20 protein-coding genes are annotated in these 17,403 nt (G+C 45.5%); 12 read left to right on the top strand and 8 right to left on the bottom strand.

Going from position 1 to position 17,403, the window contains the following annotated elements; translation table 11 throughout:
* Window positions 1-390: 390 nt before the first annotated feature.
* Window positions 391-2,022: a hypothetical protein gene (locus tag HWQ38_RS38750; RefSeq protein WP_292805382.1), complete on the top strand. Its 1,632-nt coding sequence runs from the start codon at window positions 391-393 to the stop codon at window positions 2,020-2,022.
* 40 nt (window positions 2,023-2,062) lie between these two features.
* Here HWQ38_RS38750 and HWQ38_RS38745 read toward each other — a convergent pair whose 3' ends face one another.
* Window positions 2,063-3,082: a hypothetical protein gene (locus HWQ38_RS38745; RefSeq protein WP_292805378.1), complete on the bottom strand. Its 1,020-nt coding sequence runs from the start codon at window positions 3,080-3,082 to the stop codon at window positions 2,063-2,065.
* A gap of 81 nt (window positions 3,083-3,163) precedes the next feature.
* Here HWQ38_RS38745 and HWQ38_RS38740 point away from each other — a divergent pair, with 81 nt between their 5' ends.
* Complete coding sequence (locus HWQ38_RS38740; RefSeq protein ID WP_292805375.1) at window positions 3,164-3,505, top strand: hypothetical protein; 342 nt, start codon at window positions 3,164-3,166, stop codon at window positions 3,503-3,505.
* 465 nt (window positions 3,506-3,970) lie between these two features.
* Here HWQ38_RS38740 and HWQ38_RS38735 read toward each other — a convergent pair whose 3' ends face one another.
* Window positions 3,971-4,735 carry an SGNH/GDSL hydrolase family protein gene (locus HWQ38_RS38735; protein ID WP_292805372.1) on the bottom strand — a complete coding sequence of 255 codons (765 nt, stop codon included), beginning with the start codon at window positions 4,733-4,735 and terminating at the stop codon, window positions 3,971-3,973.
* Window positions 4,736-5,154: 419 nt separating this feature from the next.
* Here HWQ38_RS38735 and HWQ38_RS38730 point away from each other — a divergent pair, with 419 nt between their 5' ends.
* Complete coding sequence (locus tag HWQ38_RS38730; protein WP_292805369.1) at window positions 5,155-5,466, top strand: hypothetical protein; 312 nt, start codon at window positions 5,155-5,157, stop codon at window positions 5,464-5,466.
* A gap of 269 nt (window positions 5,467-5,735) precedes the next feature.
* On the opposite strand, the gene HWQ38_RS38725 is transcribed toward HWQ38_RS38730, so the two are convergent.
* The 3 genes from HWQ38_RS38725 to HWQ38_RS38715 form a co-directional block, all read right to left on the bottom strand.
* Window positions 5,736-7,775, bottom strand: a complete 2,040-nt coding sequence (locus tag HWQ38_RS38725; protein ID WP_292805367.1) for a pentapeptide repeat-containing protein — start codon at window positions 7,773-7,775, stop codon at window positions 5,736-5,738.
* Between the two features lie 93 nt (window positions 7,776-7,868).
* Entirely contained in the window at window positions 7,869-9,101 is a 1,233-nt protein-coding gene (locus HWQ38_RS38720) for a hypothetical protein (protein WP_292805364.1), read from the bottom strand.
* Window positions 9,098-9,835, bottom strand: coding sequence for a hypothetical protein (locus tag HWQ38_RS38715; RefSeq protein ID WP_292805361.1), 738 nt, complete (start codon window positions 9,833-9,835; stop codon window positions 9,098-9,100). Before HWQ38_RS38715 ends, HWQ38_RS38720 begins: the two co-directional genes overlap by 4 nt.
* A 161-nt stretch (window positions 9,836-9,996) precedes the next feature.
* On the opposite strand from HWQ38_RS38715, the gene HWQ38_RS38710 reads away from it, so the two are divergent.
* Together HWQ38_RS38710 and HWQ38_RS38705 are read left to right on the top strand one after the other, a co-directional pair.
* A complete protein-coding gene (locus HWQ38_RS38710; protein WP_292805357.1) occupies window positions 9,997-10,197 on the top strand; it encodes a hypothetical protein in 201 nt (66 codons plus the stop codon).
* A complete protein-coding gene (locus HWQ38_RS38705; RefSeq protein ID WP_292805354.1) occupies window positions 10,190-10,396 on the top strand; it encodes a hypothetical protein in 207 nt (68 codons plus the stop codon). The genes HWQ38_RS38710 and HWQ38_RS38705 overlap by 8 nt, the downstream gene beginning before the upstream one ends.
* A gap of 242 nt (window positions 10,397-10,638) precedes the next feature.
* On the opposite strand, the gene HWQ38_RS38700 is transcribed toward HWQ38_RS38705, so the two are convergent.
* Window positions 10,639-10,893 carry a hypothetical protein gene (locus tag HWQ38_RS38700; RefSeq protein WP_292805351.1) on the bottom strand — a complete coding sequence of 85 codons (255 nt, stop codon included), beginning with the start codon at window positions 10,891-10,893 and terminating at the stop codon, window positions 10,639-10,641.
* Between the two features lie 204 nt (window positions 10,894-11,097).
* On the opposite strand from HWQ38_RS38700, the gene HWQ38_RS38695 reads away from it, so the two are divergent.
* The 5 genes from HWQ38_RS38695 to HWQ38_RS38675 all read left to right on the top strand — a co-directional run bounded on the left by HWQ38_RS38695 (window position 11,098) and on the right by HWQ38_RS38675 (window position 13,496).
* On the top strand, window positions 11,098-11,940 hold the full coding sequence (locus HWQ38_RS38695; RefSeq protein ID WP_292805348.1) for a hypothetical protein: 843 nt from the start codon (window positions 11,098-11,100) through the stop codon (window positions 11,938-11,940).
* Between the two features lie 154 nt (window positions 11,941-12,094).
* Window positions 12,095-12,337 (top strand): hypothetical protein, encoded by a 243-nt coding sequence (locus HWQ38_RS38690; protein WP_292805345.1) that lies wholly within the window; start codon window positions 12,095-12,097, stop codon window positions 12,335-12,337.
* On the top strand, window positions 12,321-12,935 hold the full coding sequence (locus tag HWQ38_RS38685; RefSeq protein WP_292805342.1) for an HNH endonuclease: 615 nt from the start codon (window positions 12,321-12,323) through the stop codon (window positions 12,933-12,935). Before HWQ38_RS38690 ends, HWQ38_RS38685 begins: the two co-directional genes overlap by 17 nt.
* Complete coding sequence (locus HWQ38_RS38680) at window positions 12,932-13,270, top strand: hypothetical protein (protein ID WP_292805339.1); 339 nt, start codon at window positions 12,932-12,934, stop codon at window positions 13,268-13,270. Before HWQ38_RS38685 ends, HWQ38_RS38680 begins: the two co-directional genes overlap by 4 nt.
* The gene (locus tag HWQ38_RS38675) at window positions 13,263-13,496 is read left to right on the top strand and encodes a hypothetical protein (protein WP_292805336.1); all 234 of its coding nucleotides are present in this window, start codon (window positions 13,263-13,265) and stop codon (window positions 13,494-13,496) included. The genes HWQ38_RS38680 and HWQ38_RS38675 overlap by 8 nt, the downstream gene beginning before the upstream one ends.
* A gap of 553 nt (window positions 13,497-14,049) precedes the next feature.
* On the opposite strand, the gene HWQ38_RS38670 is transcribed toward HWQ38_RS38675, so the two are convergent.
* The gene (locus HWQ38_RS38670) at window positions 14,050-15,462 is read right to left on the bottom strand and encodes a pentapeptide repeat-containing protein (RefSeq protein ID WP_292805333.1); all 1,413 of its coding nucleotides are present in this window, start codon (window positions 15,460-15,462) and stop codon (window positions 14,050-14,052) included.
* 170 nt (window positions 15,463-15,632) lie between these two features.
* Here HWQ38_RS38670 and HWQ38_RS38665 point away from each other — a divergent pair, with 170 nt between their 5' ends.
* Complete coding sequence (locus HWQ38_RS38665) at window positions 15,633-15,896, top strand: hypothetical protein (protein WP_292805330.1); 264 nt, start codon at window positions 15,633-15,635, stop codon at window positions 15,894-15,896.
* A 72-nt stretch (window positions 15,897-15,968) separates the two neighbouring features.
* Window positions 15,969-17,078 (top strand): hypothetical protein, encoded by a 1,110-nt coding sequence (locus HWQ38_RS38660; protein WP_292805327.1) that lies wholly within the window; start codon window positions 15,969-15,971, stop codon window positions 17,076-17,078.
* Between the two features lie 46 nt (window positions 17,079-17,124).
* Here the strand turns inward: HWQ38_RS38660 and HWQ38_RS38655 are convergent, their stop codons facing one another.
* Window positions 17,125-17,382, bottom strand: a complete 258-nt coding sequence (locus HWQ38_RS38655) for a hypothetical protein (protein ID WP_292805324.1) — start codon at window positions 17,380-17,382, stop codon at window positions 17,125-17,127.
* Window positions 17,383-17,403 lie beyond the last annotated feature (21 nt).

The raw sequence follows: 17,403 nt of genomic DNA, 5'->3' as shown, positions 1-17,403 counted from the left end.
TGATTTAGGATTGAACAAAGCTCACAGCTTTCTAATTAGAAATGAGTAATAATTTAGTGAGCTTTGTTCGTTTTTAAAACTTATAATCTTGAAGTTTGACAGGAGGGTTGAAAGGAGCGCCTGCCTAACAATGAATATTTTATTGGCTAAAAAATGTGCTTTTGAGCGACATTAATTTGCTAATAGCATCAATAATGGCTCAAAAGCGTTATTTGCGTACAAACGACAGCAAACTGCGAAATTCGACATTAAGTTGCGAACACCGACATTTAATCTGCGAATGTACATTTAGAAAAAAACAAAATCGACCAAAAAGCGGTAAGCGATCGCATTAATTTTCTCAAGTCGCGCATCGGTAGCAAAAAGGATGCAACTCAGGCGATCGCTCCATTGAAAGAACAGTTAGTTGAGCTAAAAATTGCGGGTGAGGAGAAATATCGTGCCATTGTTGACCGTAATATCTCCACAAACAAAACCATTGCGACAACTAAAATAGATAAGGGACTTTTAGCGGCAGGACTAACCCCCGAAGCCCAAGACCAAGCAGCACTCGGTAAAAACAAACTTGATCAACAAGAAGCGGTTGACAGGATCAGCTTTATCAAATCGCGTGTCAAGAATGAAAAGGATGCCAAAGACGAAATAGCTGCTTTAGATTCACAGCTTAATAAGCTCAAAATTGAGGGAGAGGAGAAGTACCGCGAAAACTTTGAGCATAGTATCCAGCGCGTCGTGCAAGCCGAAGAGGATCGCTTTAAAAAGCAACAAAGTCAGCTTGATGAATCTAAGGCAAAACTTGAACTTTATAATCAAAGTCTGGATCGAACCGTCAAGCTAGAACAATCGCGCAACAGCCTATCCAAGGCAGTATCTGATGCTACAACTAGCTCTGCTGAAAACACAAAAACTGATGCGGATGATGATTTGGACTTAGTACAAAAGCTTAAAGACAAACATACTAAAGGTAGAGTCAAAAGAGCGATTCTTAAACAACTTGACGACAAAGGATATGACAGAGGTACTCCCGAAAATTACGAACTGCAAATTAAAGAGAGGAAAGCGGTAGCTGAAAAGGACGCAGCCTTTCAAAAAGAAGCAAGCATGGCAGTCCAGCAAGAGTTTCAACGCAAGACTCTAGAAAATGACCTGAAACGCCAGAAAATTGCTGCTCAAATTTCTTTGTATGAAGCTCAGGGCTATCAGATTGCAGCCCAAAAATCTAAATTAGAAGCTGATGCGGCTCTGAAAGTTGCCGTAGCTAAAAAAGATCCCGCAGCAATTGAAACAGCTAAGGTTGGGGTCGAACTTGCTGATAAAGAAGTTAATTTAAGCTCAATGCGCGTAGACAGCGCCCAAGCGAACCTTAATGATCAGCCTGAAATTGCTGCTAATTCTACTCTTGAGCAGAAAGTCGCCCAAGGGATAGAAGCACTAGGCCTGCGATCTGGTGAGAAAAGACGCGAACGCAAAACTGCTTTAGATTTAGTAGAAGCTGGGGAAAAAGCTCATAGACCAATGAGTTTGTCAACGGCTGAAGACAAGGCAGGAAGGGTTAATCCCGTGTTGGCGCAAAGTCTGCCACCGGGGAGTATCCCCGGTAGCAGCAGCTTTGCGCTTCCTAAAAGTTTCGAGTCCGATCCGATACCCAGCCTTAACCTCAAGCCGGGAGAAAACTTGTTTGAAGGTTATCAGCGCCAGCGTGAAAACATGAAGTTACCAAGTGCATCGGCAAAATTCCCCAATTCTGCTGCATCCGATATGCCACCAATTGATAAGACAACTGCCTCTGTATCGAGCGATCGCATTCAGCCGCGTGAGGGAGCCGGTAGTAATCAATTTGTAGAGGCGCTAAAGATGGCAAACCAAGGGATTGAGCAACGGCTGGATGCGTTAAGAGGTGCGATTATGGCATTGGCGAACACGCCGCGTAGTCTCACGGTTTCTACTGCTAACCCTGTGGATGACACGGCGGACTTGTTGAATAGGATGTCACGCGGTCAAGTAATGGCAGGGGGGATGTAAACAATTGTATCTGTCCTCCGAGGACAGATAGCTATCTGATTTAAGCCTCCGTCAAAAGCTTTACGCACCAGCCACCGTATTTAGTTTTAGAGTACTTGTATGCATCCGTTGAATCACTTAACATTTGTTTTTCGGCAAGCGTGTCACCTTTTACAAGAGCGAATTGCCAATTTTGCCTAATTGGTGTTCCATCTCCAGTACTAGATTCAATCCTAGCTGTAACCGTAGCCGTGCTGCCATCTAAAGCAACCCATGTCTCTAAAATTGTTGCACTTTGTGGTGAGTAGAGAGAAGACGAAAGCTCAGGTGTTTTTGCACACGAATAAACTTCACCTCTCATCCCCTTATTTATGGTCTGGTCAAAATATTCATTCATAAAGACTTTAGCAGATGCCTCAAGCGTATGCTCTTTGTCTTTAAAAGTTAATTGCTTGGGCTTGGATGCTATAGCCTGGGATTGGACAGGCGCAATAGTGGTTAATGGGCGAGGTTTTGCAGCAATAGTGGGTGCTGACGGTCTAGAAATGCTAATTACACTCGAAAAGGATGCTTGCTGAATTACTGGTTGAGCAGTTGCAACAACTGAAGTTACTGGCTTAATAGATTGTTTGTTTGCTAATCGTAAATTCTTCTGATATTCTGCTACCTTCTTTTGAGCAGACGCATAGTTTGAACTGGTGCTTGGCACAGATTGCATCAAAGCGATCGCTTGGAGCCACATTTGCGCGACTAATTTCCAATCGTCTGATGATTGAGCAGACTGGCTAATAGTTGCTGCACCAATTGCAATACTTGTTGCATCTGGATAAGGATCTGCTTGCGGTGATGGTTGAGCTTTAGCTGAGGCTTGAAGCGTCGTTTGCTCTAAAGTGGGTACGGGATTCGTGGCTGTATGTGGTGTTGGGGATGGCAATATAGCTTGTTTTCCTTCTGTAGAGCATCCCGCAACCAACGTAGAAAATACTGTTAACAATACAGCAGTTACATAAAACCTTTTTGCAGTGCAGTTTAAAATCTTGGAGTTAGAATCGGCAGTGATAAAACTTGCGAGACGGTGCATACTGAAAACTCTGAGAATAAAATAACACCTCCTTTTTACTGTATTTACAAGAAATACTCCTCCAGTACAGCTACCGAAAAAATGCATGAATATTTAGCGATCGCCCCTAACATCCATTTCCGCCGTTCACGGCAGATCAGTATGCTCTTCTTACGATCGCTCTCACCCGCTAACATCCATTTCCGCAATCCGGCGGCGCTCAAAATTTGGCGTTTGTCAGAAACTTGCGATCCCCCTCATCCGCCAACATCCATTTCCGCCAAATGCTTCAGCAGATATATAGCCCGCTTCATGATCTGCACGCTTGCGATCGCCCTTAACCCCTCGCATCCATTTCCGCTCAAACCAAAAGAGCGATTCTTAAACATTGCGATCGCTTGGCATTGGACGCGAAGATCCGATGGCGTAAGCGATCGCACTTGAGTTGTGACATACTCCCCGCGCCGCCCTTTCCTTCGGAACGCTCCGCGAACGGGACGGCGTGGGGCTGCTGTCGGAAATAGCTCACCTATTTACGCTCAAACAGATGCTTGAATTTTTACGTCAAGCCGTAGACCGCGAGTATGGGGTAGCCTGCGAAGCTTGTTTACCATCTGGCTGATTTTGGTCGTTTTGCCACTCTTTCTATAAGTTCAGCTTATAACTCATTTCTCGAAATCAGCTTTTGTACATTCCTGAATAAACGGTATCACAGACTACTATTTTTTAGCGATCGCAAAACTTTTCGGTCTACTGAGAGTCAATTGTTGGTTCTGAAATGTTTTTTTGCGACAGAACCGTCGGAGGCGGTGGTTCGCCAAATCGGCCGGACTGCCCTTGAAGTGTTGCCGGCGACCTCGCGCCTTGGAGGCGGCCGTTGACCGTCATGGACCGCCCCGGGTTTCACGCTCAACTATCGAGCGATAGGTCCAGTCCTGCGCCAAGCGTTTTGTCGAGGGCGGAGGCGAGCCGGTTCATGCCGGCCTGGTTGGGATGGTAGGGCACGGGACCCGGCCAGCCCGGGGTGGCGGGCGGCTGGTAACCTGCGACGAAGGGCTGGGCGGAGCAGGCGTCATGGTCGGAACCGATCATGGAGGAGCGCACCACCGGCGTGCCCGTCTCTTGCGCTACGCCGCCGATGACGTGCGTCAGGCGTGAGTAGATCGCCTGCATCCGCCGGAGGTCGGACAGGCTGAGCGGAACGGCCGCGCAGCCTGGCATCCCCGATCCCGGCAGGACGGGCAGGTAGCCGATCATCACTAGGCGTGCCTTGGGCGCGCGCCGATGCACCTCGGCAACGACCCGGCGCAGCGAGCCGGGCAACGCTTGGAAGTGCTGATCCACCTCCGCATCGGATACGATCTTGCAGTTCGCCCCGCCCGTGTGGCGGCAGGTGTAGCCAAGGAGGTTGCCGACATAGTTGACGTCGTTGCCGCCGACCGTGACGGTGACCAGGCGGGTGTCGGCGTCCACCGCGTCGATCTGGGGGCGGAAGCCGTCCTGCGAGCGTTGCAGGATGTCGGCCGTGGTCGCGCCGGAACAGCCGACATCCACGAGGTTCAGGCCGCGTCGCGCCGCCAGCAGATGCGCGTAGTTGGAGAGCGACCGGTCGCACCCGCGGCTCTGCCCATCGCGTCTGCCGACGCCGGGTCCGGCGGCGTAGGAGCTACCCATCGACACGTATTTGAGCGGACGGGTGCCGCCGGACCCCGCTGCAAGACTAGGCGCGCGGAAGGGCTGCGCTGCGACGGTACCAACGGCCAGCCACAACGCAGCACCGATGCCGACCGCGGTTCTTCCTAGTGTACGCATGAGCTTCTGACGGAGCATTGGTGACAGGTTAAGGTTATGATGCATTTCTCAATCTACCTATAGCACGAAAATTTTATCAATAACCGCGATAGAAAACATTGTTTTTGGGTTAGCGATCGTTGGGAGTTGTGGTTAGCCCGTGATCTTGGCGACGCCTTGATGATGTTTCGGGTAAAAATGTCCCTCAGATTCGCCTCAAGGGTGAAATAGGCTGTAGAGGGAAAATACTGATAACAGTAGACAAATTTTTAGATGTTTTAAGCAATTCTGACGACAGCCCCGTGATTCAAACTGTTTCTTATGCTTACAATGCGTCGGTGCAGGGGTTAAGCAATATTTTTCGATACGATAACCTAGATGACTACTTTGTTGTTAACTCTGGACACCTAGACAGCCATCACAAACACAACTTTAACTGGCGTGCTAATCAGCAAAAATGGGATAAACTCACTTGGGTTGGCTATGCAAATTGGCCGACATTAGGCCAGTTTATAACTGAACTAGAAGAGTGGTACTGGGATAATAGAGATGAATTAGCCAATTACATAGATGATGCAGATGACTACCCTGTACTAGGGCTTGGGTGGGACTAAATAAGTGAAAACAACCCGACCATAACACGGTGAAAGTTGAAAAATTTTCCAACTATAGTGATTTTGGCGATCAGCTTGCTAGCTAAGAATTTTAACTACTCTATCAAGCTTATTTTTACCTGTTTTCTGGTGACACAGTGCAAAGCGCGATCGCAAGTGTCCAAAGTCGTACCAAGAGTAGATAATCTTTTACTCGGCAAATTCTATTTGTCCACGGTGGACAGATAGCGAGGAGGGCGAAGCCAACCTCACATAGTCATAGTTAAAAATTATGGTATGGGTATACCCGATAGTCTCAGTGCTATCTTGAAAACTTCTTTTGCAGCTTCACTTACAGTTGTTTTAGCGGCAGTATCACTCAATGACTGTCCCCATTTAACCAACTTGCCTAAAACTGTGGGGTCATTATTAGCTTTCTTTGCCAAGTCCTGGGCGGCTTCTTGTTGAGCGTCTTCAGTGGTTAATCCTTGATTTTGAAGTTGATTTAATAGTTGTTGAATTTCTGACGCTGCTTCAGCTAAGTTTTGTTTGTCAGCATAGTTGATTATATTGCCGCCTATTTGTTCAGCATTAACTGTTTCAGCATCTACAAGACCTCCAGCAAATTGAGCATTTTGTAAATTGAAAGTAGATTGTTTTTTAGAACTTTGTGACATAGTATCTCCTTGATTCTGATAAGTTTCAGCATAAAAGCTAGGTCGTTGTAACGCTGTCACTACCATAGTTTCTAAACTACGAATTCTGCTATCTTTTTCTGCCATCAGTGCTTTTAATTCTTGTTCTGCTAAAGCTTTAAGTTGATTATAAATTTCAAAATATTCTTGACTAAGTTGAGATTTATTAGCTTCAGGAGCAGTTTTAGCACGAAGTAAAAACTTATCCTGTCCCCGTTTCTCCATTGCCACAATTTCTAATTCGGCATCAGGGTGGTTCTCTGCTAATTCCTTAAAGGAAATTGCGATCGCTCTTGGGTCAACCCCTTGGTTATGGTACAGGTCGAGGGTGTCAAAAATTGGCTTGATAAAGTCGCCAAAATCCCCGTCTGCAAATTTCTCTTGTTTATTATCAGGTTTGCGGAGGGGGTCAGGGTCTTCTTTTGTGCCGACGCGCATGAAGACATATTCACACTTCACCCCATGCAATTTAGTTGTATTTGTAATCCCCCAATCTTCAATGTACGCTCCTGTAAGTGTTGCACCTGTTAAATCTGTGCCGTCTAGTTGCGTTTGTTTGAGTTTTGCTCTTGACAAATCGGCATCTTGCAAATTGGCTTCACTGAGATCAGCACCAATAAAGCTGGCATCTGCTAGTTTAGCTTCTTTGAAGTTGATACCTCGGAGGTTTTGACCGTCAAAGTTTTTGTCCTGTCCCTGTCCTGCAACCAGCAGTTGACGTACTTGTAAGTTTTTAAGGTAAGTCGAGCCAGGACGAACACGGTCAAGCATTTTGACTTGATGCCAATGGGTAGTAGTAAGGATAGCCTTTCTAAAATCTGTACTTTTGAGCGTAGCTTGGGTGAAATCAGCACCCGTTAAGTTAGCGCCACGAAAACTCGTACCTCCTGTTGCAGCAAAGGCGATCGTGATATTACGAACCAAGGAGTGCTTTTGATCTCCTTTCATCGCTCGCCAACTGATGTAGATACTAAATAACGTTACGGCTACGGCTACGGCTACGGCTACGGCCACGGCCATGGCTACGGCTCCGGCCATGGCTACGGCTCCGCTTACGGATCCGGCTACGGCTACGGCTCCGATTACGGCTCCGGCTACGGCTACGGCTACAGATCCGCCTACGACTCCGGCTACGGCTACGGCTACAGCTCCGCCTACGACTCCGGCTACGGATCCGGCTACGGCTCCGTCTACGGCTCCGGCGACAGCTCCGCCTACGACTCCGGCTATGCCTACGGCTATGCCTACGGCTACGGCTCCTAAACCAGCTGTTACTCCTTGGTGAATTGTGACGAAGAAAAAGGCAATTAATATGATTAAGACAGTCCAGCCGGTAATATGATTACCTAAGCGATTACTTAAGCTGGAAATGTCAAATATTAGTGACACCATAGAACCGTAGACAGCCCATAAAAATCCTGACAGTCCCGACAACACCCACGAGACAAAGACTAGAAAAATTACCCAACGCAGTTGCAGTCCTGCTTTGGCATGACTGAAGTTTGCACCTGTCAGATTAGCATTGGTGAAATTTGCTCCTCGGATGTCGGTATAGCTAAAGTTTGCACCCGCAAGGTCTTTCCTACCTTTGAAGTTGCGTCCTCGAAGATTTTTATGGGAGAAGTCTTCAGCCATATTCCATTTGACGGAGGTGAGCAAATTTTACTACACGCTCACCGCTTTAAATTCAGGAATCATCAGATATTGCTTATTTTTGCATGAAAATAGTTACCAAAGTTTAAGCGAAGCCATTCGTGCATAGTGAATCTTCAGTACTGGGTCACTAAGGCATTCTTGCAGAAATTCGTCGGGCGGACATTCCCCCATCGCTGCATAGGATTTAAGTCTTGAGAGCCGTTGCTCGCGCAATTTAGAATTTTGAGCTATTTGTTGCGGGACTGTAGAATAATCTGACAAATTGATGCCCCACTGTGGGTTATTAGTAATCGCAGCCATGAGTGATCGAGAATGAGGTGTTTCTAGCAGGGCTGCGATCGCCCCTTTGTCGGGACAAACTCCCTGATTTGCAGCATCTAAAATATTCAATATCTCGCTGTTTGTAAGGTTTTGTAAAGCCGGCACGCCAGGCGCGGCGGAACAAACACCTTCTCTACGAGACGCTGCGCGAACATGACAGTCTTTCGGCTCAACACCAGAATTCTGGTTCTCTGCTGTAAACGTTGTGAATTGACTTGGTGCATCATCCACTCTTCGCCGCGTCGTACAGTCCATCACCGTCGGCGATTCTTGTTCTTTCTCTTTCACGATGCAGACAGGCTGAGGCGACGCACCCCCCAAGGGTGCGTGAGCCGTTTCATCTACACGCGAATTTTCAGTTGGCGCGTCAGAACCAACTACCATACCAACAACCTTAGTTGGTTGTTGGTAGGTAGTTAACGGGTAGTTAGAAACGTTGTTAGGTTTTTGTAACCCTTGCAATTCCTCACTTTTTTGACCATTCTTTTGGAATGATTCCGTGGGAGCGTGGATTTGTTCCACTTTGGGGTGGTTTTCATTCCGTCCGGGCTGGTTGATTTCCTCCCCGGCGTGGACAGCTTTTTCGTCACAAGAATTGGTTTCTTCAGACGTGGACGATTCCCAATAAAAGCGATTGTAATAACCGTGCAAGTTACGAACGCGATACCCAATCAAGCCAGGTCTACCAGAAGGCAATCGGCCAAATAATTCTTCAAACTGGAATAAGCCCTGAGCAGAGAGAACGGCGCTGGCTTTCTGAAAAGATTTGTATGTCAGATTGGTTTTTAATTCATGAGCAGCACCTCCGTACTGCTCTGCTCTAATACACTCCAGATACAGCTGCTGAACAGAGGGGACTTGCTGAAGTACCCAATCAGCATCTTCAATTGAAATTTTGCAGTGCGGCCTGATTGTTTTCTCTTCTGAGGGTGGTTTTTTAGTCTGTTGTTTGCCACCACTGATTGATTTTAATGCTGTGGTCATGACTCACCTCCCCATGAGCGATATTGCTTCAAAACCTGCTGTTTGAGTGCGTCAAATCTCTGTTTTTCTTCCTCTGATACCTCACTGATCAGTCGTTCAACCTCAGCCCTTTGCTGAAGTCTTAAAGAGTGATTATTCATAGCAGGCAATGCAATTAAGTCAGTTTCATTACCAGGACGGAACCGACGGCGGCGGAACATAAACCGAAAATGTCGTTTATCCTGTGGCGGCAACTTCTCCCAGACATCCGCATCCCACCCAGGCGGTATGAAATCAGCTGATATGGGTAGGAGATTTTGTACTTGGGATTGGAGTAGCTCAAAGTTCTGCTGCAACTGGTTAATTTGCTGCTGCAATTGTGGAATCACCTTAACTGATTGTTTAGCGATCGCTTCACAAGTCAGAAAATATTTGCGGATCTGCTTACCCTCTTCACTCTTGGACAGCATCCCCATTTCTTTGAAGCACTCCACTGTTAAGTAGATTTTTTCTGTAGGTCTACCCGTTTTTGAGTTTTTATCATTAATGATAAAAAGTTCATAGGGCAAGGATTCTGGCGATTCTTCTGGAGATTGCACGAAGTAATCAAAGTCTCGCTCAAAGTATCCAGTCAGCATTCGTTTAGCATTGCCCTTGGTGCTATAACTAAGCACCTGCCAAGCCCAATCAAAATCTATAATCTGGTTGCTGTCGTGTAACTGCTGGGCAAGTTCAAGCGTAAATTCTGGGTTCATTGCCTTATCTCCTTATATATAGGCAAATAAAATTGACCCCAACTGCTGTCGGGGATATGAATAGCGGTTTGATTAATCAAAAATTAAGCTTTAGCGATCGCTAGTTATGGCGATCGCTACAAGTCACATAGTTCTGCCTAATCTCGATAAAATAGATAAGTATGGAACAGACAACAGTTACAGCATTGCTTGACGCTTATAACAGGTTGCAAGAGATAGTATTCGACTTGTACGCCGAATATGAGAAAGCAATGCAGATTGAAAATTATGCTGACGCTAGTCTGTTGGAGGCAAGAGCCGAAAGACTTTTTGAAGAAGCAGAATCAATCATCATAGTTATTCAAGAGCAAACAAATGGATAAAGAACGGCTACTAACTATTGCTTCTGAAGTTAAAGATTTCAGTAGCAGGGGAATTGAATTGATACGCCTTGGTAAATATGTCGAGGGTCATTCTTTAATGCGTCAAGCCGTTGATGCTGGGAGAAGGTCGCGGGGTTTGATTAAACAAGGCCAAATCCAGCAAACTTTACAAGCCTTAGAAAAAACACATCCAGGATAGACTGACATATACTTTTTTTGTAAATTCGCCTGTAGTAGTCACTACAGGTTTTTTGTTTTTAGAGCGATCGCACTTTTTGTCCAAGTGCGATCGCTTTTATGTATCGATTATACGTTACCTGTATTGTAATAGTCTACTAACCCATAAAAATATCTAACCCGCCTCATGGGAAGCGGGTTTTTGTTTATTGAGTAACTCTAGTAAATGGTTGTAGGTCTGCCTGAGAGATTCGTTTTCCTCTCTCAGGCGACTAATTCCCCCAGCAATTGGGCATTTTCAATACCTACTTTTTTCTCAACCATTTCTAATCGCCTAATAACCTCTGCTAATTCCTGCGGGGAGGAGATGGACTCCTCTTTGCTCAGATAGTCTTCGATGAACTGCTTGAGAACGCCCGTAACTGTTTTCCCTTCTTGTCCCAGTCTTTTGTTAAAAGCATCTTTAGTTTCAGGGTCTACCTCAATCGAGATAAAAGTCCTTTGTCTTTTGGTGGCCATAGGTTTTTCAATACTGCATACCTTTAATTTATTCTTGTTGAATTTGTATTGCAAGGTATTGAGTGTATTGTACCTTATAGTGCTTGACATTGTATCGTAAAAACAATACACTAAATATAGACACCAAAAAGCGATCGCCCGACTACCAATCAAGTGCGATCGCCTTTTGTAAAAAACCCACCATAAAGATGGAACCACTTCATTATGACTTACACAATTCAAACTATTCAAGCACTCTCTGCTAATGACGTAAATTTCACTGACATTGACGGCTTTTACAACTTTGAAGCACAAGTGAAAGGTGTTGTGATTGCCGAACTGTCTCATGATGCTTTTAATGAGCAAAACCCTTGGTATGTGTCTGTTGCGGGAGTTGAGGTTTACCGCAGTTCGCTTTACTGTGAGGCGACTGATTGGGTGAAATCACAGTATGTTGCAGGCACGTTAACGAATCATTTGCATTGCCAAGTTCAAGTATTGACAACACGCTCTGAACGAGCCGCAACGGTTGAAGTATTAGAACAGCATGGGGATGAGTTTGTGGTTCATAACTGTGAAAATGACCATTATTATGTCGTTCGCCCCAATCACCATAGCTTGTGTGCAATTCTTTCTGTAGCAGCTGATGAGGATAACGACGGTAACACCGCGTCAGAAAAGAAATCTGAAAGTAGGGGACGATTGCAGCTAAAAAATTCAGCCCGTGACGGGGCACCGGCATCCAAGACTTCAGCAGTTCATCCGCAAGATTTACGGGTAAAGCTTGTTCGTGAGGTTTTGGGTTATCCACGAGACTTGATTGTGGAGTGGCTGCAATCTCAAGGTGTTGAACGTCCCAGCCAGCTTGAACCACATATAGTTGATGAACTTATAAAAACTATGTGTTTGGCTTGGGCTGCTGATAAAACAGACCACCCTAATCACGCCGAAAACAGCTATGCCTTACACGTAAGCAGCGTGGTTAGTCCAGAATTTGAGGAGCTAGGGGCGATTAAGCAGTGGATGATGCACATTCAACAAACACATCCTGCTTCAGTCAAAGCATAGCCTACTAAAGTTTTACAACACAGAATTTTATGAAACTACAAAACTTCTTAGCAGCTGCAAGCGCTGCCTTATTTCTCGTGCATTTTTTTACCCTTCCAACTCTTGCTAAGAATACCGAAGAATGCACTTATCGAGGCACGGGGAGGAAGGAAGCATGAACAAGCTTGTTATTTCGCTTGACATCGCACTCAAAGAACAGAGGCATGATTTTGTATGCAGCACAACCGCTCAAGTTATGACCTTTCTTGAAAACCAAGGTTTCACATTTGATGAAGTGTTAGATGGCTTGGTTAATTACGCTTGGGTAAATGCTTACTCCGTGGATACAGTTTTTGGACTTGCCAAAGCTTCACTCTCAGCTAGAAAAAAGCATCATCCAGATGGAATCGAGCGTTAGTCTGCGCTTGCACAAAGGGCTGTACCACGGTCAAAAAGACCGTAAACGCCCACACTTGATAGCCAAGTACGGGATGAGGTGTTTTTGGTGTGGGCATAACCTGAAGCCAGAAACGCTGACCATTGACCACTATATTCCGTTATCCCGTGGCGGAAGCAACAAGATTAAAAACCTACGCCTAGCGTGTAACGGCTGCAATCAAAAACGAGGTAATGCTATGCCAGAAGAAACGCCAGAAATTATTGCTGAAAAATCATGCATTCGCTTTCCTAGTCATTGGTCACAGCCCAAATATCATTTCGGACAGTTAGTTAAACAAGGTCGAATTATTGGGATTGAATATCAGTCACCAGGAACAAGAAGGGCTTTCGACTTAGGAAAAGGATGGATTTACGCTGTGCTGCTTGATGACCTTGGTTATGATACCGACCAACTTCATGAGCCAGAGATTAAACCGCCGTCATTAGAACAATTGCAAGCTGAAATTGAGTACGAAAAATCCCTTGCCCAGATTCATCAAAAAAATTTAGTTGTTCTTGACGAGCAGTTGAGTGAAGTAGTCCAAGTTTCATCAAAACAGGAGAGTGAACAATTATGACTTTTTCTCCTCAAAAACTCTCAATCTCCATGCCACATGATTGGACGCCACCGAAATATCATTTTGGGCAATGGGTTAAACAGGGGTTAATTATTGGCTGTACATACTATCACGCTGGCAGCAAACCCGCTTATCAATACCAACAAACTTGGCGTTATTGTGTACTTCCTGATGTTCAAGCGGACGCTGAAGACATCAAGTACTTCACCGAATCTGAGATTACGCCATTAACACCAGAACAACTCCTTACCAAAATTCAAGATGAGATTGACTTTCATCACGGCAGGATAGCAGCTTTAAGCAAACAACTTGAAGAGAGTGAACAACATGATTGATTCCGAGCAACAGCTATGTATCCGCACCACCCTGCGGGATTGTAGAAGAGAGGGCTTAATCAAGTTCGTAGAAGAATTTATTACTCTGCTAGAACAAGAAGGTTTTTCCTTTCAAGACTTGTTAGAAGCGCTTGCAGCCTGGATGTTTCGGCAAAGACCAAACCCTGAAGAAGTGATTAAACATTTAGAGGATGCAGCATTAGAACTACACCGCAATCGCTCGTAACTAACGTATATAACCCGTCATTTGGTGAGAAGTTCAACGCCCAGTGACCTGAAAGCTGCATAATTACTTGTGTTCACATAATCATAAACACACCACTCCCAAGCGGGGGGTGGTTTTACTTTTCTCTATCCCTTATATTCCCAATCCCAAAGTACAGCTTGACGATCCTAAGTAACATATTTTACTATTGAGTCAGCGTGTTGAAACTCATCGACTCAAATTGAGTTTCTCAAGCTTCAGTCAGGGATAGCAGCCGTGGGAATAAGTAAGGCGGCGCTGAAACTAAATCAGGAGCTAAAAAAAGCCTCAAATGTTGCCATTGGGACAATCCAAGGCTGAGGCAGAAACCATACTGGTATCACTACAAATTGATTTAGTGGTGGTATTTACTTAAGCATTTCGACAATTGAATTTGACGTTGCCTAGTTGAGCCAGAAGAATGAGTAGAATTTTTCTGACTTGTGAGGCGATCGCAGTCATCGGCAAGTTGTCAATACAGACCGCGATGAATGGTTTGTGATAGAGCTTATGAAAAATTTTTCAGGTATGTTTCTTATCTTGGACTCCGAACTGGAGGGCGATCGCCAAAAATTGCACCTCGTTTCTCTAGGTCACGCCTCAAGTTTTCTGTAAGACCTAGACTTTTCCCAAATAAGGCGTTCACAACAATAGCAGTCTCCAAATTAACATCGCTCAGGATGGCATCACTCAGGTAGGCAAGGCTTAGGTTAGCACCATTCAGGTTAGCATGACTGAGGTTAGTATGACTGAGGTTAGCATGACTGAGGTTAGCATCACGCAGGTAGGCAAGGCTCAGGTAGGCATCACTCAGGTTGGCACCGCTCAGGTTGGCATCACTCAGGTTGGCATCACTCAGGTTGGCACGGATCAGATTGGCATCACTCAGGATGGCACGCATCAGGTAGGCAAGGCTCAGGTTTGCACCACTTAGGTTGGCACGGATCAGGTAGGCATCACTCAGGTTGGCACGGATCAGGTAGGCACGGATCAGCTTGGCATCACTCAGGTAGGCAGCGCTCAGGTTGGCAGCGCTCAGGTTGGCACCGCTCAGGTTGGCACCGCTCAGGTTGGCACGGATCAGCTTGGCATCACTCAGGTTGGTACCGCTCAGGTTGGCACCGCTCAGGTTGGCACGTCTCAGGTTGGTACCGCTCAGGTCGGCACCGCTCAGGTCGGCATCGCTCAGGTCGGCATCACTGAGGTCGACACCGCTCAGGTCGGCATCACTGAGGTCGACACCGCTCAATTGTCGCATCTCAACTGGCTGATTAACAATGTCCTCTACTAAACGCCATTTTTTGTTAGATTCGACACTTTCATCATCAGAACTTTCACTCAAAATTTGAACATCTTCAACAGGAAAACCTCTTACTGTTTTTAGTTCGCCCGATCTGATGCGAGATATAAGCCGCTCAATATCCTCTGGAGAGCCTTTGACAAATAATCTGATGCTGCCTTCTTTGATATCAGTAATTTCTATAGTGTCACCTGGATATGCTCGTACAGCAGATTGAATAAATTCCCAGTTTTGAACCGAATCTATATTGCCTTCTAAGGTGATAACTGCTTTAGTTTTTTTAGTTTGTTTATCTATTACAGTTACTTTACGGTGTTCTGGTTGCACTTGCTCTACTACCCCATCACTACTAGGGTTGCTGTAACTACTTGTTGGTGACTGGCTTGGTTGTTTTTCTTCTATTAACCCTGCAATTTCTCTCCAATTCAATTTCAGTGCCTCACATATCCTTTTAAAGGAATCAAGCTGAATTGGCTGACGCTGGAAAAATTTTGTAACTGTACTGGGAGCTAAAAATTGAGATTTTGCAAAGTTGCTTTTTGAATCAAACCCTAGCCGGATTAAGGCATTTTCCGCTACCTCAACACCTTCTAGAGATGCCGTGATAGTTATTTTCCTCTTTTTTCTGCCAAGGCTTAGGTATGTCATAATCTGATAACGGTATTGAAAAAGCGATCGCTTAGGCAATCAAAACTAAGGCATCAGACAATCATAGAGAAATCACAAGTGATTTACAACACAATCTTTGTGTAGTCAAGGTTGTAGGTTTTTGGCTCGATATTGGAAGTGTGAAGCAAAACACACAAACAACAAAATTTATGAGTCATAAGCCAGTCGAATTTTACATTGCCCAAGAGCGCCTACGCCAAGCACGCTACAGCTTTAACCTTGCCCTAACTGCCACTGCTTTATCTGCTTGCATTAGCCTTATCGGAGCCGGATTACTGTTGTCAGGCAAGGTTCCAGAAGGAACATTTACTGCCGTTGGGGGAATGGCCACGAGTGTGCGATGCATCCAGTTTGCTAAGGAAGCTAACGATAGACTTGACAAAACTTTGACTGAGATGAAAGACGGAGATTAAACAAGGGCTGCTGAGAAGAGCGTTAGCGCAGCTCGCCGAAGGCATCGCTTTCACCCTCGCGCATTTATAATTGTGCTGAAAATTGCGATCGCACCTCTGGAAAATGAAAGCGCCGATACTAGTGATGCTTTAGGATTGGTCGAAAAACTCAAAGACCCAAAAATCAAGGGTAGAGTTAAGCGGGCTATCAAACAGCAACTTGATGATATGGGATATCAAAGAGGTAGTCCAGAAAAATATGAGTTGCAAATTAAAGAAAAAAAAGCGGCTACTGAAACAGCGATCGCCCTGGAAAAACAAGCAAGCATGGCGCGTGAGCAAGAATTTCAACGTAAGACATTAGAAAATGACCTGAAACGCCAGCAAATTGCTGCCCAAATTGCTTTGTATGAAGCCCAAGGCTATCAACTTGCAGCCCAAAAATCTAAATTAGAAGCTGATGCGGCGTTGAAAGTTGCGATCATTAAAAAAGATCCACAAGCTATTGAAACGGCTAAAACTGGGGTAGAGCTTGCCGATAAAGAAGTTAACTTAAGCTCATTACGTGCTGCTAGCGCTCAAGCTAATCTTAATGATCAGGGGGAAATTGCTGCAAATTCGACTCAAGAGCAGAAAGTCACCCAAGGCACAGAAAACCAAAACTTTCAGGCTAGTGAGAAAAGACGCGAACGCAGTACTGCACTGGATTTGGTAGAAACTGGGGAAAAAGCTCATAGACCAATGAGCCTGACAACTGCTGAAGATAAGGCAGGAACTCTCTCGCCACAATTCACGCTTCCCCAAAGAATTGATATTAATCAGATGCCCAAGCTTGACCTCAAGCCGGGAGAAAATATCTTTGAGGGCTACCAGCGCCAGCGTGAAAACATGAAACTGCCGAATCAATCGGCGAAATTCCCAACATCTACCATTGCTGATATGCCGCCAATGGATAAAACAACTGCCTCTGTATCTTCAGCCAGTATTCAGCCCCGCGAGTCCGCCGGTGGTAATCAATTTGTAGAGGCACTGAAGATGGCGAACCAGGGGATTGAGCAGAGACTGGATGCTTTGAGAGGTGCAATTATGGCATTAGCTAACACGCCGCGAAGCCTCACCGTTTCTACTGCTAATCCTGTGGATGATGCAGCAGATTTCATGAATAGGATGTCACGGGGACAGGTTATGGGGTCAGGTATGTAAACAATTCTATCTGTCCTCCGAGGACAGATAGCTCAGTACATCGGTATTAATTTCTATCGGCAAGCGGGTGTGGCTGAGGGTCTTCGTGAAGGTGTCCATGCCCCAAGAGAGCGCCTACACAGTTTTCAGCTATTCGGTTGTCGCCGCCCATGCTTTTGAGCCAAGATAGCAAAGAAGGCTTGTCTAGTAGCGAAATTTCTACAGTTTCCCAGCCACCATCGGGATGTTGAGCGCGGACGTATATATGCGTACCTTGCCATTGTTCTTGAATTGCCCATCGGTTCGGATCAATTTTCAATCGCATCTAAACCTCCGGGTACTCCCG

The sequence above is a fragment of the Nostoc sp. NMS7 genome (genome assembly GCF_017115085.1).
Taxonomy (GTDB): Bacteria; Cyanobacteriota; Cyanobacteriia; order Cyanobacteriales; family Nostocaceae; genus Nostoc.
This window is presented reverse-complemented; position numbering and strand designations above follow the sequence as displayed.